The sequence below is a fragment of the Flavicella sediminum genome, assembly GCF_006381105.1.
Classification (GTDB): Bacteria; Bacteroidota; Bacteroidia; order Flavobacteriales; family Flavobacteriaceae; genus Flavicella; species Flavicella sediminum.
Genome location: NZ_VDET01000002.1, coordinates 539159 through 559132 on the forward strand (window position 1 = coordinate 539159; position 19974 = coordinate 559132).

Annotated in this window: 15 protein-coding genes; 8 read left to right on the forward strand and 7 right to left on the reverse strand. The window is 32.8% G+C overall.

Annotated elements, in window-relative coordinates; all coding sequences use genetic code 11:
- Positions 1–196: 196 nt before the first annotated feature.
- The 3 genes from FGM02_RS02810 to FGM02_RS02820 all read right to left on the reverse strand — a co-directional run bounded on the left by FGM02_RS02810 (position 197) and on the right by FGM02_RS02820 (position 3623).
- Entirely contained in the window at positions 197–721 is a 525-nt protein-coding gene (locus tag FGM02_RS02810) for a sigma-70 family RNA polymerase sigma factor (RefSeq protein WP_139956738.1), read from the reverse strand.
- 356 nt (positions 722–1077) lie between these two features.
- Positions 1078–1257, reverse strand: coding sequence for a UxaA family hydrolase (locus tag FGM02_RS18390; protein ID WP_139957744.1), 180 nt, complete (start codon positions 1255–1257; stop codon positions 1078–1080).
- Positions 1221–3623, reverse strand: a complete 2403-nt coding sequence (locus FGM02_RS02820; RefSeq protein ID WP_139956740.1) for a penicillin acylase family protein — start codon at positions 3621–3623, stop codon at positions 1221–1223. The genes FGM02_RS18390 and FGM02_RS02820 overlap by 37 nt, the downstream gene beginning before the upstream one ends.
- Before the next feature lie 119 nt (positions 3624–3742).
- On the opposite strand from FGM02_RS02820, the gene FGM02_RS02825 reads away from it, so the two are divergent.
- The gene (locus FGM02_RS02825; RefSeq protein WP_139956742.1) at positions 3743–4870 is read left to right on the forward strand and encodes a DegT/DnrJ/EryC1/StrS family aminotransferase; all 1128 of its coding nucleotides are present in this window, start codon (positions 3743–3745) and stop codon (positions 4868–4870) included.
- Between the two features lie 4 nt (positions 4871–4874).
- Positions 4875–5885 carry a UDP-glucose 4-epimerase GalE gene (gene galE / locus FGM02_RS02830; protein ID WP_139956744.1) on the forward strand — a complete coding sequence of 337 codons (1011 nt, stop codon included), beginning with the start codon at positions 4875–4877 and terminating at the stop codon, positions 5883–5885.
- A gap of 99 nt (positions 5886–5984) precedes the next feature.
- Here the strand turns inward: galE and fabD are convergent, their stop codons facing one another.
- From fabD to FGM02_RS02850, 4 genes are all read right to left on the reverse strand, one after another.
- Positions 5985–6866, reverse strand: a complete 882-nt coding sequence (fabD, locus tag FGM02_RS02835) for an ACP S-malonyltransferase (protein WP_139956746.1) — start codon at positions 6864–6866, stop codon at positions 5985–5987.
- A gap of 384 nt (positions 6867–7250) precedes the next feature.
- On the reverse strand, positions 7251–8513 hold the full coding sequence (locus FGM02_RS02840) for a T9SS type A sorting domain-containing protein (RefSeq protein WP_139956748.1): 1263 nt from the start codon (positions 8511–8513) through the stop codon (positions 7251–7253).
- Positions 8514–8523: 10 nt separating this feature from the next.
- Positions 8524–10092, reverse strand: coding sequence for an apolipoprotein N-acyltransferase (lnt, locus tag FGM02_RS02845; RefSeq protein ID WP_139956750.1), 1569 nt, complete (start codon positions 10090–10092; stop codon positions 8524–8526).
- A gap of 175 nt (positions 10093–10267) precedes the next feature.
- Positions 10268–13570 carry a reprolysin-like metallopeptidase gene (locus tag FGM02_RS02850; protein WP_139956752.1) on the reverse strand — a complete coding sequence of 1101 codons (3303 nt, stop codon included), beginning with the start codon at positions 13568–13570 and terminating at the stop codon, positions 10268–10270.
- A gap of 248 nt (positions 13571–13818) precedes the next feature.
- Here FGM02_RS02850 and FGM02_RS02855 point away from each other — a divergent pair, with 248 nt between their 5' ends.
- The 6 genes from FGM02_RS02855 to FGM02_RS02880 all read left to right on the forward strand — a co-directional run bounded on the left by FGM02_RS02855 (position 13819) and on the right by FGM02_RS02880 (position 19971).
- Entirely contained in the window at positions 13819–15138 is a 1320-nt protein-coding gene (locus FGM02_RS02855) for a 7TM diverse intracellular signaling domain-containing protein (protein WP_139956754.1), read from the forward strand.
- Between the two features lie 55 nt (positions 15139–15193).
- Entirely contained in the window at positions 15194–15883 is a 690-nt protein-coding gene (locus tag FGM02_RS02860; protein WP_139956756.1) for a queuosine precursor transporter, read from the forward strand.
- A 67-nt stretch (positions 15884–15950) separates the two neighbouring features.
- The gene (locus FGM02_RS02865; RefSeq protein WP_139956758.1) at positions 15951–16658 is read left to right on the forward strand and encodes a DUF547 domain-containing protein; all 708 of its coding nucleotides are present in this window, start codon (positions 15951–15953) and stop codon (positions 16656–16658) included.
- A gap of 65 nt (positions 16659–16723) precedes the next feature.
- Entirely contained in the window at positions 16724–17821 is a 1098-nt protein-coding gene (gene arsS, locus FGM02_RS02870) for an arsenosugar biosynthesis radical SAM (seleno)protein ArsS (protein WP_139956760.1), read from the forward strand.
- A 3-nt stretch (positions 17822–17824) separates the two neighbouring features.
- The gene (locus FGM02_RS02875; RefSeq protein ID WP_139956762.1) at positions 17825–19159 is read left to right on the forward strand and encodes a sodium:solute symporter family transporter; all 1335 of its coding nucleotides are present in this window, start codon (positions 17825–17827) and stop codon (positions 19157–19159) included.
- Positions 19144–19971, forward strand: a complete 828-nt coding sequence (locus FGM02_RS02880; RefSeq protein ID WP_139956764.1) for a metallophosphoesterase family protein — start codon at positions 19144–19146, stop codon at positions 19969–19971. Before FGM02_RS02875 ends, FGM02_RS02880 begins: the two co-directional genes overlap by 16 nt.
- Positions 19972–19974: the final 3 nt, after the last annotated feature.

Below are 19974 nucleotides of genomic sequence, written 5' to 3' on the forward strand. Positions count from 1 at the left end.
TTTACATTTCTTATATATAAAACAACTAAACTTTCATAAAGTACTACTGAAAAGTTCCTTTTTTTTAAAAAAAATAAAAAAAAGCTCAAAATTTAAAAACAACACTACAACAAGATTGACTTAACAAACAGCATAACAAGCTTATATTCAATTAATTAAACGTCGTTTTAAAACAAAAACACTTATTTAATTTTAATTATGCTAATAAAAAATAAATAAGTGTTTTTAATTCGCTGAATTGCTCCCTTAAAATCTTATAAGACTGAGATTTTAATGTTTTAACAGTTTGAATTTTTATATCTAATTCTTCAGCTATCTCCAAATTCTTATAGCCCCTAAGACTCAATTTAATGATTTCCTTTTTCCTTTTGGGAAGTATTTCAATAGCATTATATAATTGATAAACAATTTCTTGTTCAACCATTTGCTTTAAAAACAAATTGTCATCTTCTATTAAATGAATAGCATTTTCAGCATATTTAGTCTTTACTTTATTGTGCTTAATAACATTTAAGCACTTATTGCGTACAATTTTATATAGGTATACCTTTAATGATATGTCGTTAGGAAAGGTTTTTTCCATTTCCAACAGATTAACAAAAACATCTTGAACCAAATCCTCACATTCGTCTTTTAAAAACAAAAATCGGTTGGCATACAATACTAGTGATTGGTAGTGCTTATTAAATACTTGTTTTAAATTATTATCTTTAATTACCATTATCTAGTTATACTTTCTTTTACTAAAACCAAAATCTTCAAAAAAAAATTACAATAGGAGGTTATTACAATTCATGCATTAATCTCCACTCTTTATACCGTTTTAGTTTATTATGTATTGAAGATAGTTATTCATTTAGTATATAGAAAATACTTTACTTATATATAAAAATAAAAGCGCAACAACTAAACCCTCAAAATTAATTTCTTGGGATAAATTTAGTTTTTTTTTTTTAGTATTAAAAATATACCATGATGGCTACTTTATTATAGACATCATAAATATATGTACTTATTACAAATGATACTGTTTTTCAATACTTTTAAACTAAATTTTGTCATCTATAATTATTTTTTTTATAATGACATTCCTCGTTTCCATGGAATAAAATCATCTTGATTTAATTTCCTTGCTTTTGCATGTATCCCTCCACTAGCTACTTTATTTACCAGATCTAGTAAGTCTCCACCTGTTTTTTCAATGCTAGAAGCCCCCTCTATTAAAGCTCCTGTATTAAAATCAATAAATCTTCCGATTTTTTTATTTCCTTTTCATTCAGCAACATTTTTACAAAATCTCCATTGACAAATTTTTCCGCTTGATCTTTGTAATGTTTGCTAAACGGATTTCCAGACTGACCTGTGGGTAAAATCTCCCAGCTATTCTCTAGGTCCGAAAAATCAATTACCCTTCTTGTAGAAGGTCCTGCTTTTACTTTATAAACTCCAGTAGAATCAATATTGTACTGCAAGTTATTTAACACTTCATTTCCACCATCAGCATCAAAAGGCCCAACATTAAAAAAACTTCTCAATAAGGCCACTTCTCCAATTGGGTGCTTATGCTCTAATGTATGTACACGCCTCCATTTCCAATCAGTAATATCATCTCCCAATTGATGCTCCAAATCCAAAATTGTTTGTACCAAAGTCTCCATCAAAATATCCTCTCTAGTTTCAATAATTGAAGTTGTCAGTACATTGTCCCACCAAACAGAATATTCATTTGCAATTAAATAATTACTTGTTCTTTTTTGAATATGCGTATTTAAAAATTGTTTGAACAAATGACCACCCATTTCATCTTCCATTGTTTTCTTTAAAAAAGTATAATACAATTTCATATAAATTGTTGCACCAACCGACTCCTTGGTAAACTTTCCGTCCCAAGCCACTAAAATTGCAATGGCCTCTGAAAGATTTGAACTTAAACGCTCCTTTCTAAGATTTTCTAAATTAAAATAACTTAAAAATTCTAGCGCAGCAGTTGACCTAACATCTAAGGTCATTTCCTTTACATCCTCCATAGAAAATTTCTCTTTTTCATCCAATAAATCAACAATTCTCTTAGCCCGATCTTCAGGCAAATAATAGCCCTGATACCCATTTTTTTTCAGAACTCCCTCGTCATAAAAAGTCGCAAAAGATTGGTTATTGGCAGAATACACGTAGTTGGACTCAGGATTTTTTGATTGTGGATTTTTTGTAAAATCTACAAAACTCAATTGGTCGTCTTCACCTTCGGCTCCGTTTAAAACAAACTTCGGGTTGGCATTGTTTTTTCTTTTATACAATTTTGCAGAAGCCCACCAACCAATATTTCCTTTTGCATCTCCATACATTAAATTTAAACCCGGAGCATGAATCATACTTGCGGCCTTTTCAAAATCTGACATCGAATGGGCATGAGACATTTGATAAGAAGCTTCTAATAATTTGTTTTCTTGCTGTGTATAAATCCAACTCATAGCAATTGGTGTTTCGAAAGTTATTCCTTCTAACAAACTATTTATTACAGGCCCATGAATTGTGTTTTTTACTAAAATTTTAACAGGCGCTACCTCCTTTACTTTTATAGTTTTTTCAACAACTGAATAAGGCAAATATGTTTCTTTATATCGATACAAGCTGCTATCTGTAGGATGAACTTCTTCTTGATAAAAATCAATATCATCATTTTCAAACATCGTCATTCCAAAAGCATACTCCCTATTATGACCTAACATAGGAAAAGGAATTAAGCCCAAATGAAAACCATAACATTCATAATTTGGCGTTTTTATATGCGCCTGATACCAAACACTAGGTTGGGAAAAACCAATATGCGGGTCATTTTCAAAAATCACTTTTCCATTCACTGTTTTTTCTGGACCTAGCACCCATGAATTGCTTCCTACAAAACTTGAGACAGGCAATTTTTCTAAAACGGAATTCAATGAATTCGAAATGGAGGCTACATTTTTGAAATTAGGTGTTCCTATTATAGCCGTTTTTGAACTATCGATTTCGATAGGTAATTCGTTCAAATAAACGGCACCCAATTTATGTTTCAACTCAGAAAGTAAAGGATCCGTTTTATGCGCCATTGCAAAACTAAAAGCCATATAGCCATACACATTGTACACATCCTTCAATTCAAAAAATTCTTTTTCAACACCCACCAAATGATATTCTATGGGAGTTACGCCTTCTTTTATAAACTGATTAAGTCCTTCTAAATAAGCTTCCGTTAACTGATATGTTTCTGAATCTTTTTTTAAGTTTTCTATCGTTTCTTTGGAAGCTTCTTCTATTCCTAAACCCGTAAAAAACTGATCTACTTTTAGTGTTTTTTCACCAAACATTTCCGAAAGTCTACCCGCAGCTATTCTTCTTAACAGCTCCATTTGCCACAACCTATCTTGTGCATGTACATAGCCCAAAGCCTTGTAGGCATCCAAATTATTTTCGGCATAAATATGCGGAACACCGGTTTCGTCAAAATAAACTTCTACCTTATTTTGAAGTCCTGAAACCGCAATTTCTCCTTTATAAGTAGGCTTTTGATAGTTTAGAAACGAGAATGCAAGAATAATAAGTGTAATTATTACACTTAATAAGATTTTTATTTTTATCTTTGCCATAGATATCAGAATTTTAGTTCTTTAAAGATACTCGAATATTCTCTTAAATTGTTCTCATACTTCTGATTTCCGGCATAATTAATTTGTATTTTTGTTCTCCTAAGAAAAACAATGACAATATGAAAAAACTTCAAATGGTTGACTTAAAAAGTCAATATGAAAAAATTCAAACTCAAGTTAATGAAGCCGTAATCAATGTTATTCAATCTACTGCTTTTATTAACGGTCCAGAAGTTAAGGGATTGCAAGAAGACATGGAATCCTATTTAGATGTAAAACATGTAATTCCTTGTGCCAATGGTACAGATGCTTTGCAAATTGCCATGATGGGTCTTGGACTTGAGCAAGGGGATGAAGTAATTACCGTTGATTTTACCTTTGCAGCAACCGTTGAAGTCATTGCTTTATTAAAACTAACACCTGTTTTAGTAGATGTAGATGCTGATACATTCAACATCAATATTGAGGCTTTAAAAAAGGCAATTACTCCTAAAACAAAAGCCATTGTACCTGTGCATTTATTTGGACAATGTGCCAATATGGAGGCTGTTTTAGAAGTAGCCAAAGAACACAATTTATTTGTTATCGAAGATACTGCACAAGCAATTGGAGCAGATTATACCTTTAAAGACGGAAGCACTAAAAAAGCAGGTACTATTGGAAACATAGGAACCACTTCTTTTTTCCCTTCAAAAAATTTAGGCTGTTACGGAGACGGTGGTGCCATCTTTACCAATGACGACGACTTAGCACATATTATTAGAGGAATTGTAAACCACGGAATGTACAAAAGATACTATCATGATGTGGTAGGTGTTAACTCTAGATTAGACAGTGTTCAAGCTGCCATTTTAAGAATTAAATTGCCATTATTAGATGGATACTGTGATGCTCGTAGAAAAGCTGCGGCTTATTATTCTGCAGGTTTTTCAGCTTCTGATAAAATTATTACACCAATAACAGCTGATTATACAACCCATGTTTTTCATCAATATACCTTACAAATTGTAGGAGCTGATAGAGATGCCTTACACGCGCATTTGAATGAGAACAACATTCCAAATGCTATCTACTACCCAGTACCCTTGCACAGTCAAAAAGCCTATGCAGATGAGCGTTACAACGAAGGAGACTTTGCCGTAACCAACCAATTAATTAAAACAGTTATTTCTTTACCAATGCATACCGAATTGGAAGAGGAGCAACAAGATTATATAATAAATACAATACTTAACTTTATAAAATAAAACAATGGCAAAAATACTTGTAACAGGAGGATTAGGATTTATCGGATCACACACAGTTGTGGAATTACAAAACAAAGGTTTTGATGTAGTTATCATTGATGACTTGTCAAATACAACCATTGATGTTTTAGATAATATCACTGCTATTACGGGTATCAAACCTGAGTTTGCTCAAGTGGACTTAAGAATTAAAAATGACGTAAAAGCATTTTTTGACGAGTACTCTGTAGATGGAATTATTCATTTTGCTGCTTTTAAAGCTGTGGGTGAAAGCATGCACAAACCTTTAGATTATTACGAAAACAACCTAGGTTCTCTTGTATATATCTTACAAGAAATGAGAGATAGAAATTTAGATAATTTTATTTTCTCTTCTTCATGTACGGTTTATGGCCAAGCAGATGAATTGCCTATTACAGAAAAAGCACCTGTAAAAGCTGCTGAATCTGTTTACGGGAACACCAAGCAAATTGGTGAAGAAATTATCAAAGATGCAAGTACGGCCCATGGCTTGAATACTATTGCTTTACGATATTTCAATCCAGTAGGAGCACATCCATCAATTAAAATTGGTGAATTACCCTTAGGAGTTCCTCAAAATTTAATTCCTTTTATTACACAAACGGCTGCTGGTATGCGTGCGGAATTATCTGTTTTTGGAGATGATTACGATACGGTAGATGGAACTGCTGTAAGAGATTATATTCACGTTGTAGATTTAGCGAAAGCACATATTGCAGCATTACAAAGATTGATCAACGGAAATAACAAAGAAAAATTTGAATACTTTAATGTAGGAACTGGAAAAGGTAGCTCTGTTTTAGAAATCATAAAAGCTTTTGAAAAAGTAAATGAATTAAAACTAAACTATAAAATTGTAGAAAGAAGAGCGGGAGATATTACTGCTGCTTTTGCTGACACAACCATTGCGAACAAAGAATTGAATTGGAAAACTGAATTGTCTTTAGAAGATGCTTTAAGCTCTGCTTGGAAATGGCAACAAGCTCAAAAGTAATTTTGAGTTCTTAGTAAAAACTTTATAAAAAAAGGGATACATTTAAAAATGCATCCCTTTTTTATTGCGTTTAACTTTTCAATAAAGTTAGAAAAGAATTTAAATAGCAGCACTACTCCTTGCTACAGATCTATCTATTTTTGCAAATAACCCTTGTAAAACTTTTCCTGGGCCTACTTCAATAACTTCCGTAGCTCCATCAGCAATCATGGCTTGTGCACATTGCGTCCATTTAACCGCTCCTGTTAATTGAGCTATTAAATTTTCTTTAATCTCATCCGCATTTGTCACTGCTTTTGCAACTACATTTTGATATACCGGACAAGAAGGCTCATTGAATTGCGTTGCTTCAATAGCTGCTGCCAACTCCTCTCTGGCAGGTGCCATTAACGGAGAATGAAATGCTCCTCCAACTGGTAACAACAAAGCTCTTCTCGCTCCTTTTTCAGTAGCCAATTCACAAGCTGCTTTTACAGCTTCTAATTCTCCTGAAATGACCAACTGACCTGGACAGTTATAATTTGCGGCAACAACATCTCCTTCAATAGCTGCACAAATTTCTTCCACTACAGCATCTTCTAATCCTAAAATAGCTGCCATGGTTCCCGCTTGTAACTCACAAGCTTTCTGCATTGCATCTGCACGTTTAGCTACTAATTTTAAACCATCTTCAAAAGATAAAGTTCCGTTAGCAACCAAAGCTGACAATTCTCCTAATGAATGTCCTGCTACCATGTCTGGTTTAAATTCTTCACCCAACACTTTTGCCAAGATCACAGAATGTAAAAACACAGCTGGCTGAGTTACATTGGTTTGTTTTAAATCTTCCGCCGTTCCTTCAAACATAATTTTAGTGATTTCAAATCCTAAAATTTCATTGGCTTGTTGAAATAATTCTTTTGCTAATTCAGAATTTTCATACAAATCAAGACCCATTCCTGAGAACTGTGCACCTTGACCTGGAAAAACATATGCTTTCATATTTATTGTTTTCAAATTTGACTGCAAAAGTAAGCATTGTTTAAAGAGTAGCAAAGTTTAAGAAGCGCAGAGGGATAGAGATTGGCTTTTGTTTTAAAATATTTACCCCTAAAAATTCGTCAAAGTTCACCTCAACTTTCCCCCTCTTTGCCTTACAAACCTAACTGCCTTTGTTTTCTTATTCTTATAACTTTTTTAAAAACGGTGTAAATATATTTCTCATGACAATTTTCACATTGATACAGTTTTGTACCTATAAGAACTTTAAGAAAACTAGATCTTTTCATTCTTCGTCTGTACTTAGATTGACAATATGGGCAAATTTTCATAAGATTTTACTTACTGTTTTTATTTTGAATAGTTTATTATTTGTGATTAACACTTTTACAAAACTTGGATTTTCCCTGTCTTCACCCTACTCCCTTTTTCGTTATGAACCTGGTAGAAATAGATTCCACCTGCCAACGTTTCTGGTACTTTTATTTTATATTGCTGACTAGAATTTCCGTCTAACAAAGAAAATGTTTGTATTTTTTGACCTTGAATTGTATACAACTCGACAACATAAGAACTCAATGCTATATTTGATTGAATCGTTAAAATTTCTCCTGAAACAATTGGGTTTGGAAATATTTTTACTTCATTTAAATCCACAGTTCCAATACTCGCCGTTTTTCCTTGAACTTTTTGATAATTGATATCGTTTAAAGTAACCAAACCTTCACTATTCCAAGGGTTATTTATACCAGCTCTAACGTAATGTCCTTCTTTACTATAAATAATAATTTCATCTCTAGTTTCGAATAAAACAACTTCACCGTCTTTATATTCACGTGTTTCTTCTGTGTAGATTAACTTAATAGCCTCTGCATCTCCATCATCAAAAGTTTTTAAAGTACCTTGCCCAACAACATAATATATATCTCTGTATTGTATAGAGTCTAGCTCTTCACCTTCAGGTTCCTCATTTATAAATGTAACAATACCTTCATAACCTTCGCCTAATTTTAATGGGACTGGAGATTTGGTTCCATAATAATCCACCGAAATTCTTTCTGTTGTATCTCCATCATCATCATAATCTTCCTCATCAATTTCACCATAACCATATAAAAACAAATCAAATTCATTAAGACTATAAATTTCATATAAATCTTCTGATTCACTATAAACTGCATGTGTTGCATCATCAGGAAAATCTTCTAAAACGCCAGATTCCTCTGGGGCTACGTGATTAAAATTTATTGAAACTGCATTTAAGTTGGTTAAATTTGGCAACTCCCAAATTTCATTTTCGCCACTATCTATATAACCAATATCCATGGTAAAAGAATTATCATAAACCAAAGCGTTCCTTGTTTTAGCCAAAGAAAGATGGTCTAAAAAATCGTTATATGTAATTTCAATAGTATTCTGTCGCTTTAAAGCTCGATTTCTATTCTTAAAGTTTTTCCGCGCCAAAGCAGAACTGTTTTTATTCGAATCAGATTTTTTTGAACGACAAGCTCCAAAGGTTCTACTAAATCTTTGATTTATTTTAGCACTGGTCCTTGTGTCAAAACATTGTTGTGAGTGACCTGCCGAAGCATTTTGAGAGCTTGAAAAAGCACAAATTAGTGCAAATATTAAAATGTAGTTATTTTTCATAATAGTATGTTTATTTTAAAAGTTTATAGAATATGTTATTATAGAATTGAAAAAACAAAAGGAGTAAAAAGCTTGCTAGTATTAATAGCGGAAAATAATTGGGTTTGTCTGCATATATCGTTACCTCATCAGAAGATTTTAAATTAGAAGTCTTAATTTGAATTGAACCATTATCAGCTACATCATGCAATCTGCCAAGTTGATCTATAAAACCAGACAAACCTACATTGGCTGCTCGCACAGTTTGTTTCCGATTTTCTATGCTTCGCATTCTCGTAACATTGGTCATAAAATTCATAAAACCAGTCTTACCATACCAACCTTCACCTGCTAAATGAGCATAGAAATTAGCTCCATTTCTAGACATGGCTGCCCAATGATTTGGATACCACTGTTCATAGCACAATGAAATTCCCAATAGAAAATCTTCGTTATTTTTAGTGGTTAATAATAAAGGTTCAGAATTTTCTCCTTTTTTAAAATACCTAGGGTCTGTTGTTTTTATTGGAAATTTCGGAATTTTAGCCAATAATGAATGATAGGGTATTGCTTCTTGTCCGGGAGTTAATACTGTTTTATGATGGTATTTTGGTTGTGTATTTTTATGTGAAATTAAAACTCCAGAAACATAAGTTCGTTGATCCTCTGTTTTTGTACGATCTAAAATTCCTTTTCCTCCGGTAAGTAAAGCCGCTTCCCAATCAGTTGCCGCTTCAAAAAGTAACGAACTTAAATTGGTTTGCTGCATTGTAAATGGCAACCCTGTTTCTGGCCATACATATAGATCGCTAGTTTTCCCTTTTTCTTTTCTTATAAATGCTATTTCATCTGTTCTATGAAGCGTTTCTTCTACTAAGCGAAAATTATTTTCAGGATTGTTTAAAAACCTTGCAGAATACTGTGTTGGAACAATTGTTACTTCAATTGACCTTCCTTTTAAAGTAGCATACTTTGAATAGGAAATAGCTGAATAAATTAATGGAATTCCTAACATAATTGTAGATAAGAATGCTACTTTTTTATAAAACAGAATATTATTTAAAGTAGAACCTGCAGCTTTATAAGCTTTAAAAATAAGTACGTTAAATAAGAGCAACCAAAAAGAAACACCCCACATACCTGTCATATCTATATATTGAATGAGCCAAATATTATTACTTTGCGAATAGGCTGATACATGTGTACCCATTGTAAATTCTAAATCAAGATAGATCCATTCCCAAAGCATCCAAATAAAAGGAAATAACCATAATGCTTTATCCGTTCCTAATTTTTTCTGTATAAAAAAGTAGATAAAAAAAGGAATAAAAAACCAAAGTTCTTCTAAGAAAAAGATAGTTGCTATTTGTAGTTTTGCTTCCGAAAAATTAAAAAGCCAACCCGCAGAAAAACAGCCAAAAACAACCATAGCCGCATAACTACCTACCATGCTTTTTAAAAATTCATTTTTATTCTTCTCTAAAAAAACAAACAAAGGCACAAAAGCAAACCAAGCTAAAAAAGATAGATTGATGTCTTGAAAAATAGGCCATGACAACCCATATAACAAACCCGTAATTAACCAAAGTGGAAACTTCATTTTTTAATTTATTTGAAGCAAAACTATTGAAATGCTTAGTGTATTAGCCCACCCCAAAGAGGTGGTTTTTAATAAAAGGGCCTTTTATTTCGAAAAGACGCCCCTTTACGCAATCATTTCCACTTCATTTAAAAACCTTTTTCATTTTTAGTAAAAAGCATAGGAATTGCGCTTCTTATTTAAAGATTAATTTTTTGTTGATTTGATATTCTCCATGCTGAACGCGCAACACATATAAACCCGGCGGAACATTAGCAAATAATAATTCTTTAGAAAAGATAGAAGTTGTATTGATAAAATTTTTCACTTCAATTTGTCTCCCCGCCATATCAAACAATTTTACAGAAATGGGATTTCCACTTTGGGTTTCAAAAGTTAAACTCACTTTTCCGTCTGTAGGATTAGGATACAAACTGAATTGATTCGGAACAACTATATCTTCCGTATTTAAAAGACTAGTAGGTTCAACAATAATTCTATAGTCTTCCGTTTCTCCCCATTCTGTTTTGTGAGTTGCATCACAAGCACTTTCTCCATAAGTATTCGTTGGATCATCATATTCTATAACAACTCTCATTCTTGTATTTCCTACCAAGGCATCATCGGGTACTTTTATGTCAAACGTCGTTGTAGTATCACTTTTGTTACCAGAACCTAAATCAAATCTTTCGGTAGCTACATCAAACTCAAAATCTTGATTCCAGTCGACAAACACAAAACAATGATCCTGAAAACCGGCAGTATCATACGCAACACTTATAGGATAAGTAGCTCCCTTTTGGACTATTGTATTCAAGGTTGTAAAATCCTGATACCCGTCTACAATGTCATTTCCTGAATCATTATTTATGGTGTTAAAAGTAACATTGGTAATATGTTCTGCACCCGTTGCTTCTTTTGTAAAAGTAGAAGTACAGTAAGAGGGATGAGAAGTGGTAAAGTTTTTAATAGATGAATAAGCACTTTCGCCGCAATTATTTATGGCTTTCACTCTCCAATAATAGGTTGTATTCTCCTTTAATATTGTTGAAAACACATATGAATTCGTGAAAGAATTAGTTTCTAAAACAAGAGAATTAAAAGCGCTATCTAAAGCAACTTGCACTTCATAAGCTGTGGCTTCTGAAATTATATCCCAAAATAAAATAGGCGCTAAATTAGTATTGATGCTATTATCTTCGGGTTTTGTTGTCGTCACTTCTGAAAGAAAAGTATCTAAAAAAGCTAGACTTACAAAGGAATTTTGGGTAAATGATGCGGAAGTGCTGACTACAGTAATTTCTTTATTTTGAGCCGCTACTTTAGCTAAATTATTAATAGTCATGAGTACGGTACCGTCTTTATTAGTAGTTGTGGGCACAAAAGAAACAGCTGCTCCGTTTGGTACATTTGTAGCATTGAAAGAAATAGTCTCATTAAAATCATCCATAAAATGAACGGATAATTCATAAGTCACGGAATCTTCTACAGTAACACAAACAGATTTACGATCTGTAATTGCAGTGACCATAAAACCACTTTCGTTAGCCTTAATCGTAAAGTTTGTATTGTTTACATTATAGAAAACATTGTCAACAGCCGCTACGAGTATTCTAGCTTTTGTGCTTGGATAATTAGGTATTGTAAAATTAAAAGAACCATTATTAGGAGTGCTTTCAGTTAATGTAATTGGAAATGTAACTCCGCCGTCTATTGATAATTTCACCTTTACATATTGACAGTTTATAGGAAATTCATTTGTAGTTGACACCTCCCAAGTAATACTTTGTGAAGCACCTACAGTCCAGTCAATAGTATTAGGATTTGCTACCGTAAATGGCTCCGCTTCTGTTACTGTTATTTTAAGCTCATCACTTGCTACTGCTCCTCCTTCAAAAAAATTATCTCTAACCGTTAAAGCAAAATTCAATTCTCTTGCTACCGAAGGCAACACCTCCCAGGTATTAAAACTCCCGTTTACAACGCTTTCCAAAGTAGGAAAAAACCGTTCTGGAGATGTTGTTGAAGGTAAAGATCTAAATAACGGCCCACCAATATTTGTTGAAACTGGTGGCATTACGGCAATTTCATTATCTATTTGCTCCCAATTATAAGTCAACATTTTTTTACTATCAGCATCTATGGCAACTCCTTTTAAAATAAAAGGAGTTGCTTTAGGAATACTAACATCAAAACCGGCATTTACCTGAGGGACTTTGTTATTTGTTTCTAGAATCATTGCACAAGTAGCACTCTTTTCAAGCGTCGAATTCATCTGTAAAATGCTAACTGCATGAAAGTAAGCATCGCTATTTTTTTGAATATCTATTTCAATAGTATCTTCCGAATCTGAATCACAAATACCTGCATAGCCCATAATGGTAGAAGCGCTTCCTGGCTCTACTGCCGTTGCATTGGTTCTATTACAACTACTATTTTGAGTATGCGTAGCACCAAACTGATGTCCCATTTCATGTGCAACATAATCTATAGTGTATGCATCTCCAATAGGATCTAACCTTCCTGTAACTCCCATAGCTTTTAAGCCATTAACACAAACACTTTCTAAAACTGCAACGCCATCACCTTGTGTACTAAAAAGATGTCCTATATCGTAATTTTCATTTCCTATATACGTATCACAAATATCTTGTATTTCTTTAAGCATTTTAGCGGGTGTTCCTTCTGTAATTCCGTCGGTTTCACTATCTAAAAAAACTACGGAATCGTTATGCGCTACTAATAGCATCCTAACAGATACATCTCTTTCAAAAACCGCATTGATTCTTGTGACAGAAGTATTCATTGCCGACAAAACAACTTCTTTCTTGATTTTCTCTGCAGCAGACTCAGCAATGCCTTGCCTTTCTAAATGAAATTGAGCATATTCACCACTACAAGCCAAAGCCAATCTAAAAACTCTTAATTTTCCTTCTTTACCATTTGTTACCACACTTTTATTTACATACAAACTTTCGCTATTTCCTTGTACTACTTTACATTCAAAATTATTTAGACCTTCAACCAAGTCTTCGCGTTTATAAGCTACATAAGTTGTGTTGTCTTTTGTGTTTGGATCTATATAAAATAATCCATTGCCTACCGAAAGAAGCATGATATGAATTCCATCGCTACCCATACTTATTTTTGCGGTTAACGTAGGATCGTCCATACTTTTGGCCATATATGATTTAACATCGGCATACTTTTTTGCCAAACCTCCTTCAAAAACAACCGTTTCTTTTATCATAAATCTTGAAATTCCACCTGTAGTATTGGGTAGAGAGATAATAGCTTTCTTTTTTTTTGAAGCCCCTTTTAACTCTATTTTAAAACGCTCTAAATCGAGGGCATATAATTGTTCATTTTTAGATATCTTTTTTCTCTTATAATGCGCTGTTTTATTTTTAGGATCATTAACCTCTATTTTTTTCCAATGATTTTGCGCATAGGAAAAAGTGGTTAACAAGAAAAACAACAAAAGGAAATTCTTTTTCATTCTCTATTCTAAATAAATGTAATTGACAAACCTTTGCAAACATAGGCTCCTTCAATACTTTTCTTCCCACCCACAAGGGGTAGTTTTAGTCAAAACCGTTAAACTAATACCTAAATCAAGTAAATTAAAAAGAGTAGCTTTGCTCAATCTCAAAACAATAAAACTCATTCTTCATATTGAAAAAGGCTATTCTATATTTTTCATCCATCTTTCTAATAATTTCTTTTTATTCTTGTGCGGATGCAAAAATGGAAGCAGATTTAGATTTTTCAATTTCTTATTCGAAGGACTTTTCCAATACAGAAACAATTCATTCTATTTCAGAGAAAAAACTAAAACCATTAGAAAGTCCAAATATTGGATTTGAAAATGGGCTTTATTGGTTCAAAGTAATTTTAAATGAAGATGTTCTAAATAAACTTATTGTTTTCGATTTGTTAGGAAGTAATATTACTAAAATTACTGTCTTTCAAAATTCCAAAATCGTTCCGTATAAAGAATTAGACAAAACCCATTTCTCTTTGTTAGTAAATTCTAAATTTGAAAATCCAGTTTATTATTTAAGAGTGCAATTTGACAATGAAGTTTATTTCCCATTGCAACTGAAAACCTATGAGCAAGGGCAACTAGAAGCTAAATATAGCTATTTTATAAATGGCGCCTATTATGGATTTGTATTGATGGTCTTTATCGTAAACCTCTTCTTCTACATTTCCTTAAAAGACAAAACTTTTCTGTATTACTGTTTTTTTTTAATTGTAATTACAATCATTATTTTAGATTATGATGGATTATTAAACACGATAATACCTAACTTTTTTTCGAGGTATGGCAGAGTTTTAACACACTTTTTCGTAAGCTTTTCTGGGGCTTTATTTGCAAATCAATTTTTGAATATCAATTATTATTTACCTAAAAGCAATAAAACAGGAGTCTTCTTACTTTTTATTACAATGTGTAGTTATCTGCTATTTTTTCCCACAAATAAATTTTTATTTGTCGCCATAGGAGACACTTTCTCAATGCTAGTACTACTCCATTATTGGGGAATTGGTATCATCATCTCCAAGAAATACAAATTCTCAAGATTCTTTGTCGTTGGATATTCTTTAATCTTATTTTCATCTGTCCTATTTATTGTACCACTTAATTGGGGCTTAAATACATTCACTGTTTCTTTAAAAACCGTAAAATTTGGTGCGCTGTTTGAAATGCTGATTTTAACCTATGCTATTACCTACAGAGTAAAAATATTACAAAAAGAAAATCACCAATTTAAAACAGCAATACAGGAATATTTACATAAAATAAATTTTTTAGAAAGTAACAGTAGTAACCCTAGTGAAACGAATATAGAAGTTTTAGTTTCTGAAAATAATTTATCTGAAAGAGAGGCAGATGTACTTCTCTTAATTTTTAAAGGGTATACCAATAAAAGAATAGGAGACGAACTGTTTATTTCATTAAATACCGTAAAATACCATATTCGTAATATTTACCAGAAGCTAAATATCAAAAGCAAAAATGAAGCAATTGATATTCTTTCTAAAATCAAAGAAGAGGTTTAAAAAACAGCTATAATCGTCTTACCTTTTTATTTACCTTCGTAACAACAATAGAACCATGAATTTAAAAGACCAATTACTAGCCTCTAAAATTTATTTAATTCTAGCGTCGCTGTTTATCACTTCCTTGGTTGTCTCTAATTTAATTTTTCAGAAATTTTTTCTTTGGAATCCTTTCGGGTGGTTTCCTTTTGAAATATCTGTAGGCTTACTTCCTTACCCAATTACCTTTTTAATTACCGATTTAATTTCAGAAATCTACGGAAAGAAAAAAGCCAACCAAGTGGTGATTACCGGAATATTTGCTTCCTTTTTCTCTATTCTCATTGTCCTCATAGGAAATTACACCAATGCTACTTCTTGGTCGCCTGTAAATAATGACCTTTACACCAAAGTATTTGGTTTCTCACCTGTTGCGGTTTTAGCCTCCATGCTCGCTTATTTATTTGCTCAATTTATTGACATAAAAATTTACCACTTTTGGAAACAAAAAACAGCTGGTAAACACCTGTGGTTGCGAAATAATTTTTCAACCTTTACTTCTCAATTTATAGATACTTTAACCGTTGTAACTTTATTATGTGTTTTTGAAATTCTATCTTGGGATGTATTTGGAAGTTTACTTTTAAGCGGATTTTTATTTAAAATATTGGTTGCTGCCCTAGACACTCCTTTCCTGTATTTAGGCGTTTTTATTTTAAGAAAAAGATTCCATTTACAAGCGCATGAAGAAATAACAATGAATTAATTTCGTTCTTCTGTAATCAATTTATCCCTTCTTCGTCCAACTAGTTATATTTTAAAAACACCTTACAATGAAGCTTCACCTATACGCTATAATCCTCCTATTATTTACGAGTCAACTTTCTGCTCAAGTAGCACATTTTGATTCTTTGTTAAAAGAAAACATTAGCAACGAAGGTGTTGTTAATTACCAAGGAATTATTAAAAACAAACATCACTTAGCGCATTATATTGATTACCTAAAAAAAACAACGCCTGCTAAAAGTTGGTCAGACAATGCAGTAAAAGCCTTTTGGATCAACGCCTACAATGCGTATACCATCAAATTAATTACGGATCATTACCCTGTAAAAAGTATCATGGACATCCGTTTAAAAGGAAAAGATGCCTGGCATGCTCCTATTGCGACTGTTGGTGGAAAAACATTGACTTTAAATGAAATTGAACACGAAATTTTACGTAAAAACTATAAAGATCCAAGAATTCATGTGGGTGTAAATTGTGCTTCGTTTTCGTGTCCCCCAATTGCAAATTTTGCTTTTACAGAAAAAAACATTGAAGCCACTTTAGAAAAATTAATGGTGTCTTTTGTAAACGATCCTCAGAGAAATAATATCACCGAAAAGAAAATTACCTTATCCAAAATATTTGAATGGTACCAAGCTGATTTTACTCAAAACGGAAACCTTGTTTCTTATATCAGTAAATATTCTAAAACTCCAATCAGTAAAAAAGCAAAAGTACGTTACCTAGACTACAATTGGAATTTAAATGAATAAATCGAAAATGTTTCCTTTTATAATTACATAATAAATTCCCCTAAAAAAACAAAAACTCATCCTTAATGAGCACCTATACAGAAGAAGATCAAATTACACTTTACAATAAAGTACAAGCCACTTTAGCCAAAGCAAAAAGAAGTCCGGTGACGGAAGTGAAAAGAAAAAAAGCTTTAGAGGAAATAAAATATTTAGAAAATGTAGCTATCGAAAGTTTTACCGACAAACTACAGAAATACAATTTCACCCCATTAAAACCTACAGGATTAGATATTTTACAAATTAATGTAGGTTATTTGTGCAATCAAATTTGCAACCACTGTCATGTAAATGCAGGTCCTGCTAGAAAAGAATTGATGACCTTAGAAACCATGAATGCTTGTTTGGCTGCTTTGGATGAAGGTAATTTTCATACGGTAGATTTAACAGGAGGTGCACCAGAAATCCATCCTGATTTTAAGTGGTTTGTCGAAGAAATCTCTAAGAGAAATGTAAAAATAATTGTTCGTAGCAACTTAACTATTTTAACTTTCCACGAAGACTATGCTTATCTTCCAGAATTTTTCAAAAAACATAAAATAGAAGTCATTGCTTCCATGCCTTGCTACACGATAGAAAATGTAGACAAACAACGTGGTGAAGGTGTTTTTGAAGCTTCTATTAAAGGACTACAAATTTTAAATACCTTAGGATATGGTGTTGAAAGTGATTTAACATTACACTTGGTTTACAATCCTGGTGGTGCCTCTTTACCTGGCGACCAAATGGGCTTAGAAAGAGATTACAAAGAAATGTTGAAAAAGAATTTCGATGTTGTTTTTAACAATTTGTACACCATTACCAACATGCCAATCAGTCGTTTTTTAACCGACTTAAAAAATCAGGACAAAGTAGAGCACTATATGCATTTGTTGGTTGACAATTTCAACCTAGCCGCTGTAGAAAATGTGATGTGTAGAAATACGATTTCTGTTCGTTTTGATGGGACTATCTTTGATTGTGATTTCAATCAAATGTTGCATTTACCAATTTCAGGAAAAGGTTCAAAAAACATCAAAGATTTTAATTTAGAAGAGTTGGCAACAAGAACTATCGTTTTAAAAAATCACTGTTATGGCTGTACAGCCGGTGCCGGTTCAAGCTGCCAAGGAGTTGTTGCTTAAGGTATGAAAATTGAAATTTGGCAATGGGGATTGGTATTGCTATCTAGTCTAGCTTTCTTTTTTTTAGCACCCCTTGTAAAAACAACCGATGCTTTTTACAAGGCTTCTAGTAAAAACAAAGCACCCAATATATTTGTCTTAACAGGTAGCTTGGTCATTTCTTGGATCTTTGCCAAAAGTATTACCAATGCCGCCAATTTAGGATTGGAATTCGGAATTGTGGGTGGAGTTGCCTATGCGGGTTATTACCTTTCTTTTACTGTGGCAGGAATTATCATTTATAAAATGAGAACCCAAGCAGGTATTAAAAGTATTCACCAATTTATAAGTCAGAAATTCGGAAAATATGCCATGCTCTTATTTTCTGTTTTAATTGCCATTCGTCTGTTTAATGAAGTTTGGAGCAATACCATGGTTATTGGTTCGTATTTTGGAGCTCAAGGAAGTCCCACTTACTATTGGGCTATAGTTATTTTTACAAGCCTAACACTAGCTTACACCTTAAAAGGTGGTTTGAGCAGTTCTATTTTTACAGATGCCATTCAAATGATTTTGTTTTCTGTTTTGTTAACGGTTATTTTGTGGAATTTATTTTCTGCTGACAATTTTTCTACAAAAGAAGTGCTGTATTCAGGGACTTGGAGTTTTGATTTAGGGCTGAATTTATTTTTTGCTGCGATATTACAATCGTTTAGTTATCCTTTTCACGATCCCGTTTTAACCGATAGAGCTTTTATCAGCTCTCCAAAAGTCACACTAAAAAGTTTTTTGTGGGCTAGTCTTTTAGGCGGCCTTTGCATTGTGCTATTTAGTATTGTAGGAATTTATGCACAACAAAACGGGTTGACAGGTCAGGCTGCCGTGGAAGTAGGAAAACTATTTGGACTCGTAATTTTATTGGTCATCAATTTTATCATGATTACCTCAGCTGCTTCAACTTTAGATTCTACATTTTCTTCTTTTTCTAAATTAATTGCTATCGATTTAAAAATTCATAAAAGCATTTCTTTTGGAAGAATATCCATGCTTATCATTGCTGTTTTAGGAACACTTCCCATTTTTTTTAATGCTGAAATTTTATCGGCAACCACTATTTCTGGAACCATGGTTATTGGATTGGCTCCTGTTTTTTTATTTTGGAACGACAAAACAACAAGCAGCAGTTTCTATTTAAGTGTGCTTACCGGAATCATCTTTGGCTTCTTACTCGTTTTCAATTATTTTCCGGAATCCTTCATTTTCACCAAAGGAAAATACGCTTCTTTATTATGGATTAATATTTGGGGCAGCTTATGTTGCATCCTTATTTACAAATTACCGCTATGGATAAAAAGATAAAAAACCTAGGCACCCAAAGCAACAAACTGCTCCTTTTTGGCGGAGTGTACAGCAACCTGCAAGCTTTAGAAGCATTGATTGAAACGGCTCATATTTTAAACATTCCTGCAGAAAATTGTATTTGTACTGGAGATTTGATTGGCTATTGTGCACAGCCAGAAGAAACCGTTCAACTATTAAAAAAATGGGGAGCACATAGTATTTTAGGAAATGTTGAAATTCAATTAAATGAAGGTCAAGAAAATTGCGGCTGTAATTTTACAGAAGGCTCTCGTTGTGATGTTTTTTCTTCGCAGTGGTATCCTTACGCTCAAAAAAAACTGTCTACAAATTCTTTAGCATTTTTAAGAACACTGCCAAACAATCTTCAATTTAAATATGCAAATAAAAACATAAGCGTTGTACATGGAGCTTATGATCAGGTTTCGGAATTTATATTTAAATCGACTCCCTGGTCTGTTAAATCTAAAAATTTTAAGGCTAGTAAAAGTGATTTTATTATTGCTGGCCATTGCGGATTGCCTTTTTCAGAAACACACAAAGATAAAACTTGGCTCAACCCTGGCGCTATAGGTATGCCTGCCAATGATGGATCTCCAAAAGTTTGGTATGCAACTCTTGAAATTAAAGAAAAAAAGATCCAAATTTCACAGCATAATTTAGATTACAATTATAAATTAGCTATTGCCTTAATGAAAGAAGCCCAATTACCTTTAACCTATGCAAACACTTTGCAAACCGGTATTTGGGACAATATGGAAATTTTACCAGCAGCAGAAAAACTTCTGCAAGGAAAAACAATAAAATTCTAGAAT

Coding starts and splice junctions, on each gene's coding strand:
- FGM02_RS02850 (WP_139956752.1), bottom strand. CDS start 13,570: ATGAAAAAGAATTTCCTTTTGTTGTTTTTCTTGTTAACCACTTTTTCC.
- FGM02_RS02855 (WP_139956754.1), top strand. CDS start 13,819: ATGGAAGCAGATTTAGATTTTTCAATTTCTTATTCGAAGGACTTTTCC.
- FGM02_RS02820 (WP_139956740.1), bottom strand. CDS start 3,623: ATGGCAAAGATAAAAATAAAAATCTTATTAAGTGTAATAATTACACTT.
- arsS (WP_139956760.1), top strand. CDS start 16,724: ATGAGCACCTATACAGAAGAAGATCAAATTACACTTTACAATAAAGTA.
- FGM02_RS02865 (WP_139956758.1), top strand. CDS start 15,951: ATGAAGCTTCACCTATACGCTATAATCCTCCTATTATTTACGAGTCAA.
- FGM02_RS02860 (WP_139956756.1), top strand. CDS start 15,194: ATGAATTTAAAAGACCAATTACTAGCCTCTAAAATTTATTTAATTCTA.
- FGM02_RS02880 (WP_139956764.1), top strand. CDS start 19,144: ATGGATAAAAAGATAAAAAACCTAGGCACCCAAAGCAACAAACTGCTC.
- fabD (WP_139956746.1), bottom strand. CDS start 6,866: ATGAAAGCATATGTTTTTCCAGGTCAAGGTGCACAGTTCTCAGGAATG.
- lnt (WP_139956750.1), bottom strand. CDS start 10,092: ATGAAGTTTCCACTTTGGTTAATTACGGGTTTGTTATATGGGTTGTCA.
- FGM02_RS02840 (WP_139956748.1), bottom strand. CDS start 8,513: ATGAAAAATAACTACATTTTAATATTTGCACTAATTTGTGCTTTTTCA.
- FGM02_RS02810 (WP_139956738.1), bottom strand. CDS start 721: ATGGTAATTAAAGATAATAATTTAAAACAAGTATTTAATAAGCACTAC.
- FGM02_RS02875 (WP_139956762.1), top strand. CDS start 17,825: ATGAAAATTGAAATTTGGCAATGGGGATTGGTATTGCTATCTAGTCTA.
- FGM02_RS02825 (WP_139956742.1), top strand. CDS start 3,743: ATGAAAAAACTTCAAATGGTTGACTTAAAAAGTCAATATGAAAAAATT.
- galE (WP_139956744.1), top strand. CDS start 4,875: ATGGCAAAAATACTTGTAACAGGAGGATTAGGATTTATCGGATCACAC.